General features: G+C 58.0%; 11 protein-coding genes. 5 read left to right on the top strand and 6 right to left on the bottom strand.

What is annotated here, in order from left to right:
* Positions 1-27: 27 nt before the first annotated feature.
* Positions 28-933: a LysR family transcriptional regulator gene (locus tag C7A17_RS13740; protein WP_106738569.1), complete on the bottom strand. Its 906-nt coding sequence runs from the start codon at positions 931-933 to the stop codon at positions 28-30.
* A gap of 140 nt (positions 934-1,073) precedes the next feature.
* On the opposite strand from C7A17_RS13740, the gene C7A17_RS13745 reads away from it, so the two are divergent.
* Together C7A17_RS13745 and speB are read left to right on the top strand one after the other, a co-directional pair.
* Positions 1,074-2,147 carry a polyamine ABC transporter substrate-binding protein gene (locus C7A17_RS13745; protein ID WP_106738570.1) on the top strand — a complete coding sequence of 358 codons (1,074 nt, stop codon included), beginning with the start codon at positions 1,074-1,076 and terminating at the stop codon, positions 2,145-2,147.
* A 29-nt stretch (positions 2,148-2,176) separates the two neighbouring features.
* Complete coding sequence (speB, locus tag C7A17_RS13750) at positions 2,177-3,142, top strand: agmatinase (RefSeq protein ID WP_106738571.1); 966 nt, start codon at positions 2,177-2,179, stop codon at positions 3,140-3,142.
* A 46-nt stretch (positions 3,143-3,188) separates the two neighbouring features.
* Here speB and C7A17_RS13755 read toward each other — a convergent pair whose 3' ends face one another.
* From C7A17_RS13755 to C7A17_RS13770, 4 genes are all read right to left on the bottom strand, one after another.
* Complete coding sequence (locus tag C7A17_RS13755; RefSeq protein ID WP_106738572.1) at positions 3,189-4,544, bottom strand: hypothetical protein; 1,356 nt, start codon at positions 4,542-4,544, stop codon at positions 3,189-3,191.
* A gap of 125 nt (positions 4,545-4,669) precedes the next feature.
* Entirely contained in the window at positions 4,670-6,229 is a 1,560-nt protein-coding gene (locus tag C7A17_RS13760; RefSeq protein ID WP_106738573.1) for an acyl CoA:acetate/3-ketoacid CoA transferase, read from the bottom strand.
* Between the two features lie 75 nt (positions 6,230-6,304).
* Positions 6,305-7,690, bottom strand: coding sequence for a GntP family permease (locus C7A17_RS13765; protein ID WP_106738574.1), 1,386 nt, complete (start codon positions 7,688-7,690; stop codon positions 6,305-6,307).
* A gap of 651 nt (positions 7,691-8,341) precedes the next feature.
* On the bottom strand, positions 8,342-9,802 hold the full coding sequence (locus C7A17_RS13770) for a sigma-54 interaction domain-containing protein (protein WP_106738575.1): 1,461 nt from the start codon (positions 9,800-9,802) through the stop codon (positions 8,342-8,344).
* A gap of 225 nt (positions 9,803-10,027) precedes the next feature.
* Here C7A17_RS13770 and C7A17_RS13775 point away from each other — a divergent pair, with 225 nt between their 5' ends.
* The 3 genes from C7A17_RS13775 (at position 10,028) to C7A17_RS26775 (ending at position 12,366) form a co-directional block, all read left to right on the top strand.
* The gene (locus tag C7A17_RS13775; protein WP_106742925.1) at positions 10,028-11,128 is read left to right on the top strand and encodes a GGDEF domain-containing protein; all 1,101 of its coding nucleotides are present in this window, start codon (positions 10,028-10,030) and stop codon (positions 11,126-11,128) included.
* A gap of 81 nt (positions 11,129-11,209) precedes the next feature.
* Positions 11,210-11,602, top strand: a complete 393-nt coding sequence (locus tag C7A17_RS13780) for a helix-turn-helix domain-containing protein (RefSeq protein WP_106738576.1) — start codon at positions 11,210-11,212, stop codon at positions 11,600-11,602.
* A gap of 581 nt (positions 11,603-12,183) precedes the next feature.
* On the top strand, positions 12,184-12,366 hold the full coding sequence (locus C7A17_RS26775; RefSeq protein ID WP_158704666.1) for a hypothetical protein: 183 nt from the start codon (positions 12,184-12,186) through the stop codon (positions 12,364-12,366).
* A 25-nt stretch (positions 12,367-12,391) separates the two neighbouring features.
* Here C7A17_RS26775 and C7A17_RS13785 read toward each other — a convergent pair whose 3' ends face one another.
* Complete coding sequence (locus C7A17_RS13785) at positions 12,392-15,556, bottom strand: metallophosphoesterase (protein ID WP_106738577.1); 3,165 nt, start codon at positions 15,554-15,556, stop codon at positions 12,392-12,394.
* Between the last annotated feature and the right edge of the window lie 95 nt (positions 15,557-15,651).

Here is a 15,651-nt window from a genome sequence, read left to right on the forward strand (position 1 = left end):
TTCCGCGGGTGCTCTGGCTCGGTGCTCTTATCCTGTATTCGTGTTGCCGAAGGCGCTCAGCAGATCTTCGGCGAAGGCTTTCTGCGCCTCGCTGGCAGGATGGCCGCGATGGCTGGCCAGATGAAATTGCACGGTGAAATCCCACTTGCCGGGCAGGGCGCGCAGGCTGCCGCGGGCGGCCCAGGGCTCAGCAACATGCTCGGGCAGGTAACCCAGGTGTGCGCCGGAAAGGATGAACGCCAGGCTGCCCTCGACCTGTTCGCAACGTGCGCTGCTGGTGCCGCCTTGCCATGGCTCGTCGGCGGCGACGAAGCGGTAGGGATGTACGACCCGGTCGCAGTCCTGCAGATCATCGACGCTCAGCGTTTCCCGCTCGAACAACGGATGTTGGCGGCTGCAGTACAGGCGCTGGCGCTCATCGAACAGCGGCTGATAATCCAGCGCCATCTGGTTACCCGAAAAGTAGCCGATGGCGAGCTGCAACTGATCCTGTAGCAGGCGCCGCTCCAGCTCGGCGGGCATGGCGCTGAGCAGCTCGATCTGCACCGCCTGGTTGCGCTGACGAAAACGTCCGATGGCCTCGCCGATACGTTCCAGCACCTCATCCGACAGCGCCTCGGAAACGCCAATGCGCAATTCGCCGAGCAGCTTGTCGGCCATGCCCTGGGCTTCGCCCTTGAAGGTCTCGATGGCGGCGAACAACTTGCGCGTGGCACTCAGCACCTGTTCGCCCTTGGGCGTCAGGCGAAAGCCGGCCTTGCCGCGCTCGCACAGGCGAAAGCCCAGGCGGGTTTCCAGCTTGGCCATCTGCGTGCTGATGGTCGACTGACCAATGCCCAGTTCGCCCTGCGCGGCACTGAAGCCGCCGCTCTCCACCACGGTGACGAACAGCCGCAGCAGTTGCAGGTCGAGATCGCGTAGTTGGCTGAGCATCAGGGTTCCACACATTGATGACTGTCGATGTTGGAGTAGAACACTTCGTATTTATCCGAAGCAACGGCGGGCGCAGGATGCAGATATCCCAGCCTCCACGAGAGAGGTACAGTCAACCGCATCTGCCAGAGGATCGAACCATGCGTCTTGCTGCAAGCCTGCTGCTTCTGGTCATCGCCACGCCTTTGGCGGCGGAGACCAAGCAGCTCAATCTGTACAACTGGGCCGACTACGTGGCGCCACAGGCGCTCAAGCGCTTTCAGGACGAAAGCGGAATCCGCGTCAAATACGACACCTTCGACAGTACCGATGTGCTGGAGAGCAAGCTGATGACCGGTGGCAGCGGCTACGACGTCGTTTTCCCGGCTTCCAGCGGCCTGTCGCGTGCCATTCAGGCCAAGGCGCTGCAGCCGGTCGGTGCGTTGAAAAATGCCGGCAACCTCGACCCGGAACTGCTGGCCAAGCTGACCAGTGTCGACCCCGGCAATCGCTACGGCGTGCCCTACACCTGGGGCACGGTGGGCCTGGCCATCAACAAGCAGGCCGTCGAGCAGCGCCTGCCCGGCGTGGCGCTGAACAGCCTCGATCTGCTGTTCAAGCCCGAATACGCCAGCAAATTGAAGGACTGCGGCATCTCCGTGCTCGACTCGCCGCAGGAGGTGATCGCCATCGCTCTCAATTACCTGGGCAAACCGCCGTACAGCGCTGATGTCGCCGATCTGCAAGCTGCCAGTGCGTTGCTCGCGGTGCTGCAACCGAACCTGCGCTACATCGGCAATGCCCGGCAGATCGATGACCTGGCCAAGGGCGAAGCCTGCCTGGCGCTGACCTATACCGGCGACGCTGGCATGGCCGCCGCTCGCGCTGCCGAGGCCGAGCAGCCGTTCGAGGTGCTCTATCGCATCCCGCGTGAAGGCACGCTGATCTGGTTCGACACCATGGCCATTCCGGCCGATGCGCCACACCCGCAGGCGGCGCGTGCCTTCATTGATTTCATGCTGCAGCCTGAGGCCATCGCCGAGCTGACCAACGAGCTGTTCTTCGCCAACGCTAACCGCGCGGCCACGCCGCTGCTGGACGAAGCGGTGAGCGGCGACCCGGATATCTACCCGCCCGAGGCCGTGCGTGCGCGCCTGTTCGCCGAGCAGGTGCTGAGCCTGCGTGAGCAGCGTCAGCGCACCCGTCTGTGGACGGCGTTCCGCAGTCAGTACTGAGCGACTTTCCTGAGAGATCGAGAACCGCCATGGATCAAGCCTTCGACAACGACCAGGCCATCACCCGCGACAGCCTTTACGGCACCGCAGCCGAGCCGACCTACGCCGGTATCACCAGCTTCATGCGCCGGCGTTATAGCCGTGACCTCACCGGGGTGGATCTGGCCATCAGTGGTGTGCCGTTCGACACCGCCACCACCAACCGTCCTGGCAGCCGCTTTGGCCCGCGGGCGATCCGCGCGGCTTCGATCCAGTCAGCCTGGGCACGGCATTTCCCCTGGGAGTTCGACCCCTTCGATGTGCTCGCCTGCGTCGACTATGGCGACTGCCATTTCGATCACGGCACGCCGCAGGACACTCCTGCGGTGATCGAGGCGCACGCCACGCGGATTCTCGATGCCGGCAGCGCGTTGCTGACTCTGGGGGGCGATCACTTCATCAGCTATCCGCTGCTCAAGGCACATGCGAAGAAGCACGGCACGCTGGCGCTGATCCACTTCGATGCGCACAGCGATACCTGGCCGGACGAAGAGGTCAAGCGCATCGACCACGGCACCATGTTCTACCACGCCGCGCGCGAAGGCCTGGTCGACCCGGCGCGCTCGGTGCAGGTCGGCCTGCGCACCACCAATGATGATGTGATGGGGTTTCAGGTACTCGATGCGCGTGAGGCGCATCGCAGTACGCCAGAGCAGATCGCCGAGCGTATTCGCGCGCGTGTCGGTGACCATCCGGTGTACCTGACCTTCGATATCGATTGCCTCGACCCGGCTTTCGCGCCCGGCACCGGTACGCCTGTCTGTGGTGGGTTGTCCAGCCACCAGGCGCTGGAAATCCTGCGTGGTCTGCGTGGCATCAACCTGGTCGGCATGGACGTGGTGGAAGTGGCGCCGCCCTACGATCACGCCGAGGTCACCGCGCTGGCCGGCGCCACCCTGGCGATGGAGATGATCTGCCTGTATGCCGCCCGGCATAAGGTCGATGTAGCCGGTTGAGCCGCTCGAAGCCAGCCCGGAGGCGCCGAGGCTGGCTTTGCGGTCTTCAGCCCTTGAGCAGAACCGCCGCCATCACAGCCACCATTACCACGGCCAGCAGAAGCGCGCCGCGGCCACTCGACATGCCAGCAGCGGCGTCATCGCCACTGGCTCTGTCTATCCTTTGCTCGACATTGGTTACAGCGGTATTCGCCAGTTGGCCAATGTCGGTGGCGCGTTCGGGCTCCCGCGAGGGGGCAAACGAGCCTGCCGGTTCTATCTTTAAGGCCTTCTGTTCAACGGGTGCCTGGATGAGCTCACTGTCGCGATAGCTTTCCAGTACCTGCGGTTGCTGGCCGGCTCCGATGGCGAGTACCTCCAGTTTGCAGGTCACTTCGAGGTTGATCATCAACGAGCGGTCGGCGTCGTCATCGCTCCCCTGTACCCGCTGCCATTCCTCACGCATTTCCTCGTGTGCCAGGGCCTCCCACAGCTGTTCCAACGCAGGCAGCTCGAGGTGCTCTGGCAGCAGGATGCTTTGTTGGCCAACCAGCTTCACACCGCGTACCGGCTTGCCGAAGGCCGGCAGATAGGTCTCTGGGTTGAGCATGTATTGCGCGCTGTAGTGCACGTCACTGCCGACCACCAGGCGTACGTGCTGCCATTCCTGTTGGCGGGCGGACAGGTCGGGCTGACCGCTTTCGAGAGCACGTTGGCGCAGCGCACGCAGCATGGCCGAGAGGATGTCGTAGGTGACTGGATAGGCCGGCTGGCTTTCGTCCAGTGGCTGACCACCAAGGACGATTTCACAATGCTGCTGTGGCAGGCCGGCCAGTTCTTCCAGTTTGAGTTGCTCCTGATAGGTATCCAGGCGGCTCGGGTAAACCAGGGTTCGGCTATCGGCAAACGCCGGGGTCAGGGTGATGGTCATGCCTGGCAACAGCGCGCAGGTATGTCTCACGGGCTGCGAGATATCGGACTCCTGCAATTGCTTCAGTGCCTTGGCCATGGCATCGACCGGCTTCAGGCGCGCGTGCAGTGCTTCGACTCCGGCGCTGGCAGGCCCGTCGGCCAGCAACAGCAGATTGCCGATGTAAATGCCGGGGATTATCTGGTGTTCATGCAACGGCTGATCCGGATCAGGATGCTCCTCACCGAAGTTGAAGCAGCCACCCGAGTGCAACTGGACATGGGCTCTGAGCCCATAGAGCAGCGGCTCGACATCCGCGGCGTGCCTGACGCGCTCCGGATGCTGGTCGGCCAATGCCTGGCGTACCAGGAAACCTGCCAGGTTCAGCAGATTTTCGCTGTGCTCGGGTTGGCCATCGATTTCCAGGGAAAGATCTGGCCATGCCTGGAAGGGCATATCCCCTTCGATGGGGTTGGTGCAGAAAACGAACGGAGTGGGGGCGGGCATGCTCATCGGTAACGATCCTTGTTCATGAGAGAGGCGCACCATGCCAGCCCCGAACCGGGCGCGCAACCATGCAGGTTAGAGCGCGTGAGCGCAGGCAAAAAAACGGGCCTGTGCGGCCCGTGAGTTCACGCTCAAAGATTTCCCAGGCATTGCGCCAGGCCGATTGGCTCGGGCCGGAACAGCCGCGCATCCATCAGTTTCGGTTCGCGCACGATGGGGGCGAAGTCCATGCGGGCGAGGATGTCGCGCTCGATGTCCACGCCCGGCGCCACCTCGATCAGCTCTAGGCCTTCGACACTCAGGCGCAATACGCAGCGCTCGGTGACGTAGAGCACCGGTTGGCCGCGTTCGGCAGCCAGGCGTCCGGCGAAGGTGCGGTGCTCCACTGCGCTGACGAACTTGCGCAGTGCGCCGTCCTGGACGATGCGCAACTGGCCGTCCTCGATGCGGATGTCCTGCGTGCCGGCGCTGAAGGTGCCGACGAACACCACCTGCTTGGCGTTCTGGCTGATGTTTATGAAGCCGCCGGCGCCGGCCAGGCGCGAGCCGAATTTGGACACATTGAGGTTGCCAGCTGCATCGGCCTGGGCCAGGCCGAGGAAGGCGATATCCAGGCCGCCGCCATCATAGAAATCGAACTGATAAGGCTGGTCGAGCAGCGCGCTGTGGTTGCTCGCTGCACCGAAATCCAGCCCCGAAGCCGGCACGCCGCCGATCACACCGGGCTCGGCGGTCAGGGTCAGGCGCTCGATCACGCCTTCTTCGGCGGCCACCGCCGCGACGCCCTCGGGCATGCCGATGCCAAGGTTGACCACTGCGCCGCTCTTGAGCTCAAGCGCCGCGCGGCGGGCGATCAGCTTGCGCACGTCCAGCGGCAGCGGTGCCAGGCTGTCCACCGGTACGCGGGTTTCCGCAGCGAAGGCCGGGTTGTAGGCGGTGGCGAAGGTCTGCTGGTGATTGGCCGACTCGGCCACCACCACGCAATCCACCAGGATGCCGGGAATCTTCACCTGACGTGGGTTGAGCGAACCGCGCTCGACCACTCGTTCGACCTGGGCAATCACCAGACCGCCGCTGTTGCGCGCAGCCATGGCGATGGCCAGGCTCTCGATGGTCAACGCCTCGCGCTCGAAACTGAGGTTGCCATCGGGATCGCTGCTGGTGGCGCGGACGATGCCGACATGCACCGGAAAGGTCGGGTAGAACAGGTAATCCTCGCCGTCGATGGGCATCAGCCGCACCAGATCGGCTGTGGTGCGTGCATTGAGCTTGCCGCCGCCATGGCGCGGGTCGACGTAGGTGCCGAGGCCGACGCGTGACAACTGCCCCGGCTTGCCGGCGGCGATGTCGCGAAACAGCTGGGAGATCACCCCCTGCGGCAGGTTGTAGGCCTCGATGCGATTGTCCACCGCCAGCTTCTGCAACCCTGGCACCAGGCCCCAGTGACCGCCGATCACGCGGCGCACCAGGCCTTCATGAGCCAGGTGGTTGAGGCCGCGGCCCTTGCCGTCACCCTGGCCGGCGGCATACACCAGGGTCAGATCGCGCGGTGCCTGCTCGGCAACGAAGCGCTGTTCCAGAGCAATGGCGATCTGCTCGGCGAAACCGATGCCGACAAAGCCGCCGGTGGCCAGGTTGGCGTTGTCCGGGATACGCGCCACGGCAGCGGCGGCGGTCATGATCTTGCTCATAGCGGGTACTCATGCAAAACGGGTATTTGCAGGCGCGGCTGGGCGGAGCACCGCCCGCCGCTCCTGCAGCGGTCGTCAGAAACTGCCAAACAGCGTGCCCAGGGTGATCACGACAGCCAGCGCCAGCAGCGGGAAGGCCACGGTGTTGAAGAAGATGAACTTGTACGATTCGCGGTGGGTGAGCTTGCAGATCGCCAGCAGCGAGATCACCGCGCCGTTGTGCGGCAGGGTGTCCATGCAGCCGGACGCCATCACGGCCACCCGGTGCAGCAGCTCGGGGCTGATGCCGGCGGCGTTGGCCATCTCCAGATACTGCTCGCCGAGAGTCTTGAGGGCGATGGACAGGCCGCCGGAAGCCGAACCGGTGATCCCGGCCAGGATGTTCACTGCCACCGCCTCGGAGATCAGCGGGTTGCTTGACACGCCCAGCACCAGGTCGCGGATGATGACGAAGCCGGCCAGCGAGGCGATCACCGTGCCGTAACCCACTTCAGCGGCGGTATTGAGGATCGGCAGCATCGCGCCGAACGAGCCTTCGTTGACGCTCTTCTTCAGATCCAGCCAGCGTTTCCAGTGCATGGCGATCAGCAGCACGATGGCGGCGGCCAGGGCGACGATGATCGACCAGATACCGATCAGCGAGCGGGCATCCTGCAGGCCGCCGTATTCCGGCTTGGCCAGGTAGCTGGCGTCGATATTGGGCAGGATCTGCTTGGCCATCAGGAAGTTCAGCGCGATCACCAGGAAGATCGGCAGCAGCGCCAGCCAGAAGCCCGGGGTGTAGCCGGTGTCCTGAACGATCGGGTCGTCCTTGTGCTGGCCATATCCCTCACCGGCCGCCTTCAGCTTGCGCGCCTGGCTGTTCAGCCACCAGGTACCGAAACCGAACATGATCAGGGCGGCGATCATCCCCAGGCCCGGCGCGGCGAAGGCGTCGGTGCCGAAGAACGGGTTGGGGATGGCATTCTGGATCGCCGGCGTGCCCGGTAGCGCGGTCATGGTGAAGGTGAACGAGCCGAGGGCGATGGCACCGGGGATCAGGCGCTTGGGAATGCCCGCCTCGCGAAACAGCGCGGCGCCGATCGGATACACGGCGAAGGCCACCACGAACAGCGACACGCCGCCGTAGGTGAGGATGGCGCAGGCCAGCACGATAGCCAGAATCGCCCGCTCGCTACCGACCTTGGCGACGATACCGTGGGCGATGGCGCGCGCTGACCCTGAGTCGTCCATCAACTTGCCGAACAAGGCGCCGAGCAGGAACAGCGGGAAGAACTGGATCACGTAGCCGCCCATGGCCTTCATGAACACTTGGGTGTAGGTGGGCAGCAGCAGGGCGATATCGCCAGCGAACAGCAGCGCCAGCAAGGCCAGCAGCGGGGCGAGGATCAGGACGTTGATGCCGCGATAGGCGAGGTACATCAACAATGCGAGGGAAATCAGAATACCGAGGGTACCCATGGGTGGTTCCTTTTGTTGTTGTTCTACCGGCTCAAGGCCGTTTTATCGGGAAGGCGCAGATGCGGCAGCGCGCCTTTGCCGGATATAGAGCCAGAGTCGTGCCAGACCGGGGTGAGACTTTGGTCGATAGCCTCGAAAGGCTTGTACAGTGAGGGTTTCAGGCGTTTATGCCGAGCGCGGAGGCGTCAGGCTAGATCTAGGTAAGTGTCCATTTTTCTGGATTAAGTCCAGGTTTGTGGATTTTATTTGAGTTGAATTCCAGAATTCTGGATTCGAAGCTCGTATGTAATTGGGGACTTTTGCGGGGCCTGATCCCGGATTTCATCCGGGCTACGCAATTGCGGCCGGCAACGGAATCTGTAGGAGCGGCTTTAGCCGCGACTGTGACGAAGCAGCAATCGCGGCTGAAGCCGCTCCTACAAGGAGGCCATACATAGGGCGGGTGAAACCCGCCAACTGTCTTTATGCCGCGCCGTAGCCCGGATGCAATCCGGGTTTTTTAGTTACCTATCCCCGGATTTCATCCGGGCTACGCAATTGCGACCGGCACCGGTACCTGTAGGAGCGGCTTTAGCCGCGAAGCGTTGTGGAGAGCATCGCGGCCGAAACGAAATGCCGCCCAACCGCTTCTACGAAAAGCAACGAGGGCGCTCAGCTCTTTCGCCCCAGCCCATGCTGCGCCAGTTTGGCGTAGAACCCGGCGCGGGAAATCCCCAGGCGTTCAGCCGCCAACTGGCGATTACCGTCGGTGGCGACCAATGCCGCCAGCAGCGCCTGGCGTTCAGCCTGCGCCAACTGCTCGGCCAGGCTTTGTGCCATGTCGATTGCCGCTGGCACAACGGGCGCTGGCTCGCTCGGTGCGACCGGGTCGACCAGCAAACCGCGCAAGGCCTCGCCATCCACTCGTCCATCGACGGCCAGTTGCGCCCGTTCCAGCAGATTGCGCAGCTCGCGCACATTGCCGCGCCAGGGCTGGGCGCAAAGCAGGACCAGGGCGTCATCACTCAGTTCCAGCGGCGCCAGGCCGGAGCGGTTGGCCAGATCATCCAGCAGATGTTCGATCAACGCGGGTATGTCGCTGGCCCGTTCACGCAGCGGCGGCACGCGCAGGGCCAGCACGTTGAGTCGGTAGTAGAGGTCATCGCGGAACTGCCCAGCCGCCACCTTGGCTTCCAGATCGATATGCGTAGCCGCGATCACCCGCACATTCAGCGGCTTGACCTGGTTGGAGCCGAGCGGCTCCACTTCCTGCTCTTGCAGGACACGCAGCAGCTTGGCCTGCAAGGGCAGCGGCAGGTCGCCGATCTCATCGAGAAACAGCGTTCCGCCGTTGGCCACCTCGAACTTGCCGATCCGCGCCTTGCGCTCGGCTCCGGTGAAGGCGCCTGGCGCGGTGCCGAACAGCTCGGCCTCGACCAGGGTTTCCGGAATCGCTGCGACGTTGACCGCCACGAAAGGGCCGTTGGCACGCGGCGACAGGTTGTGAATACCCTGGGCCAGCAGCTCCTTGCCTGTTCCGGTTTCCCCCCGGATCAGCACCGTGGCATCGAGCTGCGCGGCGCGGCGGGCCTGGCGCTTGACCTCGCTGGCCGCTGCGCTGGCGCCGATGAACCCGGCGATGGTGTAGCGCGCTCGCCGCGCCTTGGCCAGCTCGTGCTGAGTGGCGAGCAACTGCGTCTGCAGGTTGTTGTACTTGGCCATCAGTGGCTTGAGGTGACGGGCGCGGTCGAACAGCACGAAGCCCAGCGCGCCGACCAGGGTGCCGTCCTCATCACGCAGCGGAATCCGGGTGACCACGAAATGCTCGCTGCCGAAGGCCATCAGATCGAGCATGCTCGGCTGGCCGCTTTCCACCACCTCGCGCAGGCGGCTGGCAGGCAACACCTCCTCGATCTCCTTGCCCAGCGCTGTGCGCGCATCGGCGATACCGACCTTCTGCGCGTACTTGTCGTTGATCCAGACGATGCGCGCCTGGCGATTGACCGCGATGGTGCCCTCGCATTGGGCGTCGAGGTGGTCGAACAGCAGCGGCATGGCCACCGCGCGGAACCGCTCGGGCGACACACCGATGATCAGGCCGTGCTGGTCGAGATCGTCGCGGGAAATGGCCATGGCGGCTCTCCGAAATCAGGTGTCGGCGATTATGGGAGGGGCCCTGCGCCGCGAGCAAGGCAGCGCGCCTGAGGGGTACGGCTTCTCGGGTGCTGTCGACGGTAATGGTAAATGGCGTAAACAGCCGTTTGATTCAGCTACGGCTAATGGCTGCCTGAGGTCTATAGTTGCGTGATGGTGCGTGGGGAGGGCTGCGCACCGACCACGGCGGTGTTGGACATGAAAATGGTCGATGGCAAGCAGAACCATGACAGGGACATAGGCGCGGGGCATTGCGAAGGGTTACGTGAAGCAGGCAAGCGCGCCCTGATGCGCACCATCCTGCTCGCCACCGGTTTGACCCTGGGCGGGTTTTCCATCCTGCAGGCTTTGGCCGGCAACTACCCGTTCGCCATCCTCGAGGTGCTGTGCACGGCCATTCTGCTGTTCGGTGCCTGGCGTATCGAGCACGCTCGTCATCTGTACCTGTGGATCTACCTCTACCTGATCCCCACCTTCAGCTTCATTCTCTACATCATCATCATGCCGGACGCCTCATCGGCAGCTTTCGTCTGGCTGTACATGATTCCCCTGCTGGCCTATCTGCTGCTGGGTAAGCAGCGTGGTTTCTTGCTGGCGGCCCCTTTCATGGTTGCCGGGCTGTTGCTGTATTTCGCCGACAAGCACCTGAGCCTGGATACCAAGGGCTTGATCGACCTGGGCAACGCGGCCCTGTGCGGCGTTCTCATCCTGGTATTCGTGCACATCTACGACGGCCTGCGCATGCAGGCCTACGAGGAGCTGGAGCGCCTGGCGCAAACCGACTCGCTGACCGGTGTAGCCAGCCGGGGCAGCTTCCAGCACGCCCTGCAGCGCAGCATTCAGGAGGCGGAACGCAGCAGTGGGAAGCTGGTGCTGGTACTGCTCGACGTCGACCATTTCAAGCAGGTCAACGATCAGTGGGGGCATGACGCGGGGGACATGGCGCTGCGGCATATCTGCCAGATACTGCAGCAGCGGCTGCGGGTCACCGATTTCCTCGGGCGGCTAGGGGGAGAAGAGTTCGGCCTGCTGTTGCGCTACACCGATGCGGCGGGCGCTTACTCGATGGTCGAGAAACTGCGCCAACAGATCACAGAACAACCACTGGAATATGACGGCCAGCAGATTGCCCTGTCTGCCACGTTCGGCCTGGCCACCTGGCCCATGGATGGCCGCGGCGCCGCCGAGCTCTACCGGGCAGCGGATCGCCGTCTCTACAGTGGCAAACAGCGGGGGCGTAACCAGTTGGTCAGTGCCGACCCAGTGGGGGAGCTGTTGCTGGACAAGTTCGACGTACGCCTCTGAGACGGCCGGGCAATCAGGTCGAACCTATCGCCGGGCTGGGCAGTCGGAACCAGTAAGCCCATCGATAGCGGAGATGCCGCCATGTACAACTGGGATCTGATCGAGCGCCTGCTCCACGAAGTGCAGAACGGCGCCGGCAAACCGTTCGCGCCGCGCCGTTACGCCGAAGACCTGGCCGAGGAACTCGACCAGGCGGGCGAGAGCGTCGACAACCTCGACCACCTGCGCGCCGAGGCTGCACGTTACGAGGCACGCCTGCTGGAAAGCGGCTTCATCGAACCGCGCCCGGAAGAAGAGGGCGGCAATGGCGAGAACTTCGTGCTGACCCCGCGCGGCGCTCAACTGCTCAGCATGCTCGATAGCAGCATCCCCGGCAGCGAACGCCCACGCGACGTCCTCGACGAGGCCGGTGATACAGCGCTGACGCCCGAGGTCTTCGACCGAATCGCGCCGAAGGCCAATCTCAGCGAATAAGTCGGCGGCAGGCATGAAAAAGCCGCGCAATGCGCGGCTTTGAAGGTGGTGGGCAGCAGGTTTTTTTTGGGGCCGTCTGGAATACTCGTATCCTCTGCTGGCGCCGCGAAACGGGGGCGATGAACTGGCGATACGCTGTCTCGTTTAGTCGCCGTCCGGGTTAGCGAACCCACCGTCTGAAGTTGCATTGCCGCGAGAAGTAATCGTCGTTCCTTGATTGTTCGGGGTTCAACGCGTTGCCCCAGCTCGGAGAGACCCACGCCACCAGCGCGCCAACCACGAGCATGGTTTGCGCGGCGCTGGCTGGACCTGCCGATGGAAGCGCGGCAACTCGCCCAGGGCGATCCACAACTCACCCTGCCACTCCAGCAAATTGACCTGCTGGTTGTCCCAGGCCATCAGGCAACACATTAGCTTGAGCAGCTTTGTGCAGCGTTTTGAGGATGAGTTGGTTGGCAATAGTGGCTGAAGAAAAGGGGCTTTTGATTAAGAGTTAGAGCACCTAGTAATTAGGCGCCCAGCGGCGCGCCACCACAGAGGAAAATAAACTACCTTTTCTCACTGGCCATAAGGACACTCGCATGCTGATGCGTAATTACCATCCTCAAGCAGAAAATCTGGGAAAAATTGGCATAAGGATGGTGGATTGCTTAGGAACTCTGAAAACTAGTGAAAATATAAGAAGACTTGGTTTTATAGAGGTGGTTTATTTTTTATCACGGGGTCTGCGAGTATATAAAAACACCGGCGTAAAGCCGGTGTAAGATAATTATTTTTATCTCTAATCGCTCATCCAAATTCGGCTTCGATTTTTTTCTGAAACATCTGAATTCGTTGTCCTAAGCCTTCTTTATTGCTGCTAACTAACTGTAGTGCTGACTTGGAAAGATAGGTTCTTACGTCTTCAGGTAAGTCGTGTTTGTTGGTTAGCATTTGTATAATTTTGAAGAATGTTGCCGTTTTAGAGAATTTTGTGTTGATATCAATTAGGGCGTTTATGTTTTTTATAGTGTCTCCGCGTTCGATGTCGAGTAGCAAGAATATTAAAAGAGAAAGTATGACGTCATTGTCGTTGTCCTTAATAGATCGCTCAATTATGTTGTGAAGTCTAGGTTTTCGGCTTGAAAGGTTTTCGCTCATTAATCCTTGTACATGGTTTGGTATGACGCCCTTGATTACGGATATAAGGGCTTTAAATGTAGATACAAATTCATCTCGCTCTTCTTTGGTAATGTCTTCTGCAAGAAATTCTGAATCTATCTTTGGCATGATTAGAGGAATTATTAAGTCCTCGTCAAGTCTGCTAATTATTGCTTTTGTTAGGTATATATGGCCGAGAACAATATCTTCGAAAAATGAGAGGGTTTCACTTGGATCCATGATTAGCTCTGTACTTCTAAAAACCCTAGAGTACAGCGACAGGTTTTCTCTTAAGTTTACTATGCAATCAGAGCTGCTAGGGCCTGCGAAAGGCTTTGGTCGTTCTGCCAATTTCCCCTTGGGCTCAAGAGGACTGATCTTGTCCATTAGCTCATCGTGTCTTGCTCGATCACTTTTTACTTCTTTGATTTTTTCTTCGAATTGCTCCGAGGTGGAAGCAATGTCTAAAAAGGAAATGTTGTCAATTTTATTGAGGTCTAAAGCTGAAATGTCAATATTGTGATCGGAGATTATGATGTCTCTTGCGGTCTGAATTGCAGCATCTGTTTTTTCTTTTATAAATTTTAGAGAGTTTATTGATGAGGGGTTTTTCGATGCGAAGTACTCGATGGCTTTGTCGTGGCGCAAGTAATTTCTATCTGCAAACACGTGCTCTAAAAGCTCCTTGGAATGTTGCATGTAGTATGCGACCCCATAATCAAGAAAGCACAGTTGAGTAAATTGATGTGGGGGAATATTTGTGAGGATCCCGCTAGATATTAATGGCTCAATGTATGATTCGGCAGGGTAGCTAAACATTGTATATTTGTTGAATTCTAGCGCCATGCTCAGGAGATGGTTTCTGTCAAATGTATAGCAGTCTTTAAGAATCATTTCATGGCAAAGAAAACCAAGGAAGTGAAGCAGTTCTTTGTATTGCGGTTGGTTTGGTGATGTGCTGATGAAGTGTTTTTTTAATAAGATTTCTATGAAGTTTTCTATAACATCTGCTTCGTTCAGAATTCCTTTTAACTCGCGCTTGTTTTCATAGATTGCGAGTAGCATGGAATAAATGAAATGATTGTGCGGTAGTTGAGAGTTTTTAACTACTTGCATTACGTCACTAAATATTCGGTCTTCTGTGTCGAAAGACATAGAAGGAGCCCATTTTGATATTATTTCTCGTATGTTTGTTCTCTTTAATACGCCAATGGATGTGGCTCCAATGGTTAGTCCGTCTCTGTCTGAAAGCTCACCGATTACACTCATTTCCTCGGCGGTTGATATGCTAATAGTATAGTTGCAGAGGGGATTCTCTACGATGAAATCTATAATTGAGCTGCGCTCTACCGCTGTTGCCTCACAAAAATTATCAATGAGAATTGTTGCGCAACCGTCTGAAATGCTTTGCTTTATTTTTTTCTCGAATGAAGTTCCTAGATCAGGATCGATGTAAGTTTCGCAAAGTTTTTGAATTATCCTGCTTTTAGAATGTAGTTTTTCAGCTTTGCAATCCAGGTGAAATGCGATTTGAGAAAAATTGCGGGTAGCCTGTTTTTCTAATTTTTTAGCATATATATACTGTAGTGCGAAACTTTTGCCTTTTTTTACTCCGCCAGAAATAATGGAAACCCCTTTGAAGTTGAGGAGTTCTTCGAAGGTTTTGATTTTTTTTACCGAGCTAAACATTTCTATGCAATCTGGTCGGCCCAGGTTTGGACTAATGAACAGATCTCGTACACTCTTCTTTTTTGAATCAGAAAGCCCAGTGTTGATCAATAATTCTTTATCCGCTTTGTCAAGAATCCTTCCGGATAGTGCTGAGAATTTTTCTGAGTCGAAAGTAATGATTCCATCAGTGGAGAAATCAAACTCTCCATTTTTCCCTCTTTCATTCCACTGGGTATACTGTTTGTTTTCTTGGCAATATTTTCTGTAAATGATTTTTCCGTACTTTATATTGCCTTTATTTTGTAAGCAGATTATGGAGTATCCTGGGTTTTCTTCTCCCGGATCTAGAGTGCCCGCTTGAAGGCGTAAAGTGATTTCTTCGGAAAATTTTGATTCTATGCTTTGATCGAACTCGTGCATGTGGCCAAACAGTAAGGCGTCAATCTTTCTTTCTATCTGTGTTGATACTTGTTTAGTGTCTTCTTGGTCAAGCCATCCTGTTGGGTGATGAATGATCATTATTCTTTGGCTGTTGCCAGGGGTGCTACGAATGGCCTCTTTTATTTGTGATTCGGTGATGAAAAGTTTCCCTTTGTCGTTGTCATCTTGCGCGAGCCATGAACTGCTAAGGCATAGTAGGTGGAAGTTTTCAGTTATTTTGTATGTGGAGAATAGCTGGTTTGATTGCGCTACATTGTTCTTTTCTTTATCTATCAAGGATCTGAATTCATTGTATGCTTTTACTCTTTGCCAAGTTTGAGATCCCGAAATAATGTCCTTTGCTAGTTGGTTCTTTTCTTGTAGGCTTGAGTTTTCTCTATACGACTTTTCAAAGCGGTCTACAGCTGAGCGATCAGAGTCATGATTTCCAGGGCAAATGTAGAGGTTTTTATAGGATAGCTCTAATGCTTCTAAAAGAGGGTTAACGAAGTGAGATAGCGCTTTTTCATATTCCTCTGTCTTTCCGCTAAACGCGATATCGCCAGAGAATATTATCGAATCTATTTTTTTTCCTGATGCTGCCATCGTCTCAATGGCGTCTTTAGCGGTTGCGTTAGCAATGGGTGTGCTATTTTCGAAGTGAAGTCCATATTTGGGATTTGTAGATATGTGTAGGTCAGATATATGTAAAATATTTTCCATGAACTCAGTTCCTTATTGATGTTTAGAGTCATAAAGACATTTCCGGTGACTCCCTGAATCAGACACTCTGTATGGTTCGGCTCTTTGGGGCATAC

It is taken from the genome of Pseudomonas mendocina (assembly GCF_003008615.1).
Taxonomy (GTDB): domain Bacteria; phylum Pseudomonadota; class Gammaproteobacteria; order Pseudomonadales; family Pseudomonadaceae; genus Aquipseudomonas; species Aquipseudomonas mendocina_C.

Bases quoted from the DNA above. Each gene is read 5' to 3' on its own strand.
- C7A17_RS13740 (WP_106738569.1), bottom strand. From the start codon at position 933: ATGCTCAGCCAACTACGCGATCTCGACCTGCAACTGCTGCGGCTGTTC.
- C7A17_RS13745 (WP_106738570.1), top strand. From the start codon at position 1,074: ATGCGTCTTGCTGCAAGCCTGCTGCTTCTGGTCATCGCCACGCCTTTG.
- speB (WP_106738571.1), top strand. From the start codon at position 2,177: ATGGATCAAGCCTTCGACAACGACCAGGCCATCACCCGCGACAGCCTT.
- C7A17_RS13755 (WP_106738572.1), bottom strand. From the start codon at position 4,544: ATGAGCATGCCCGCCCCCACTCCGTTCGTTTTCTGCACCAACCCCATC.
- C7A17_RS13760 (WP_106738573.1), bottom strand. From the start codon at position 6,229: ATGAGCAAGATCATGACCGCCGCCGCTGCCGTGGCGCGTATCCCGGAC.
- C7A17_RS13765 (WP_106738574.1), bottom strand. From the start codon at position 7,690: ATGGGTACCCTCGGTATTCTGATTTCCCTCGCATTGTTGATGTACCTC.
- C7A17_RS13770 (WP_106738575.1), bottom strand. From the start codon at position 9,802: ATGGCCATTTCCCGCGACGATCTCGACCAGCACGGCCTGATCATCGGT.
- C7A17_RS13775 (WP_106742925.1), top strand. From the start codon at position 10,028: ATGGTCGATGGCAAGCAGAACCATGACAGGGACATAGGCGCGGGGCAT.
- C7A17_RS13780 (WP_106738576.1), top strand. From the start codon at position 11,210: ATGTACAACTGGGATCTGATCGAGCGCCTGCTCCACGAAGTGCAGAAC.
- C7A17_RS26775 (WP_158704666.1), top strand. From the start codon at position 12,184: ATGCTGATGCGTAATTACCATCCTCAAGCAGAAAATCTGGGAAAAATT.
- C7A17_RS13785 (WP_106738577.1), bottom strand. From the start codon at position 15,556: ATGGAAAATATTTTACATATATCTGACCTACACATATCTACAAATCCC.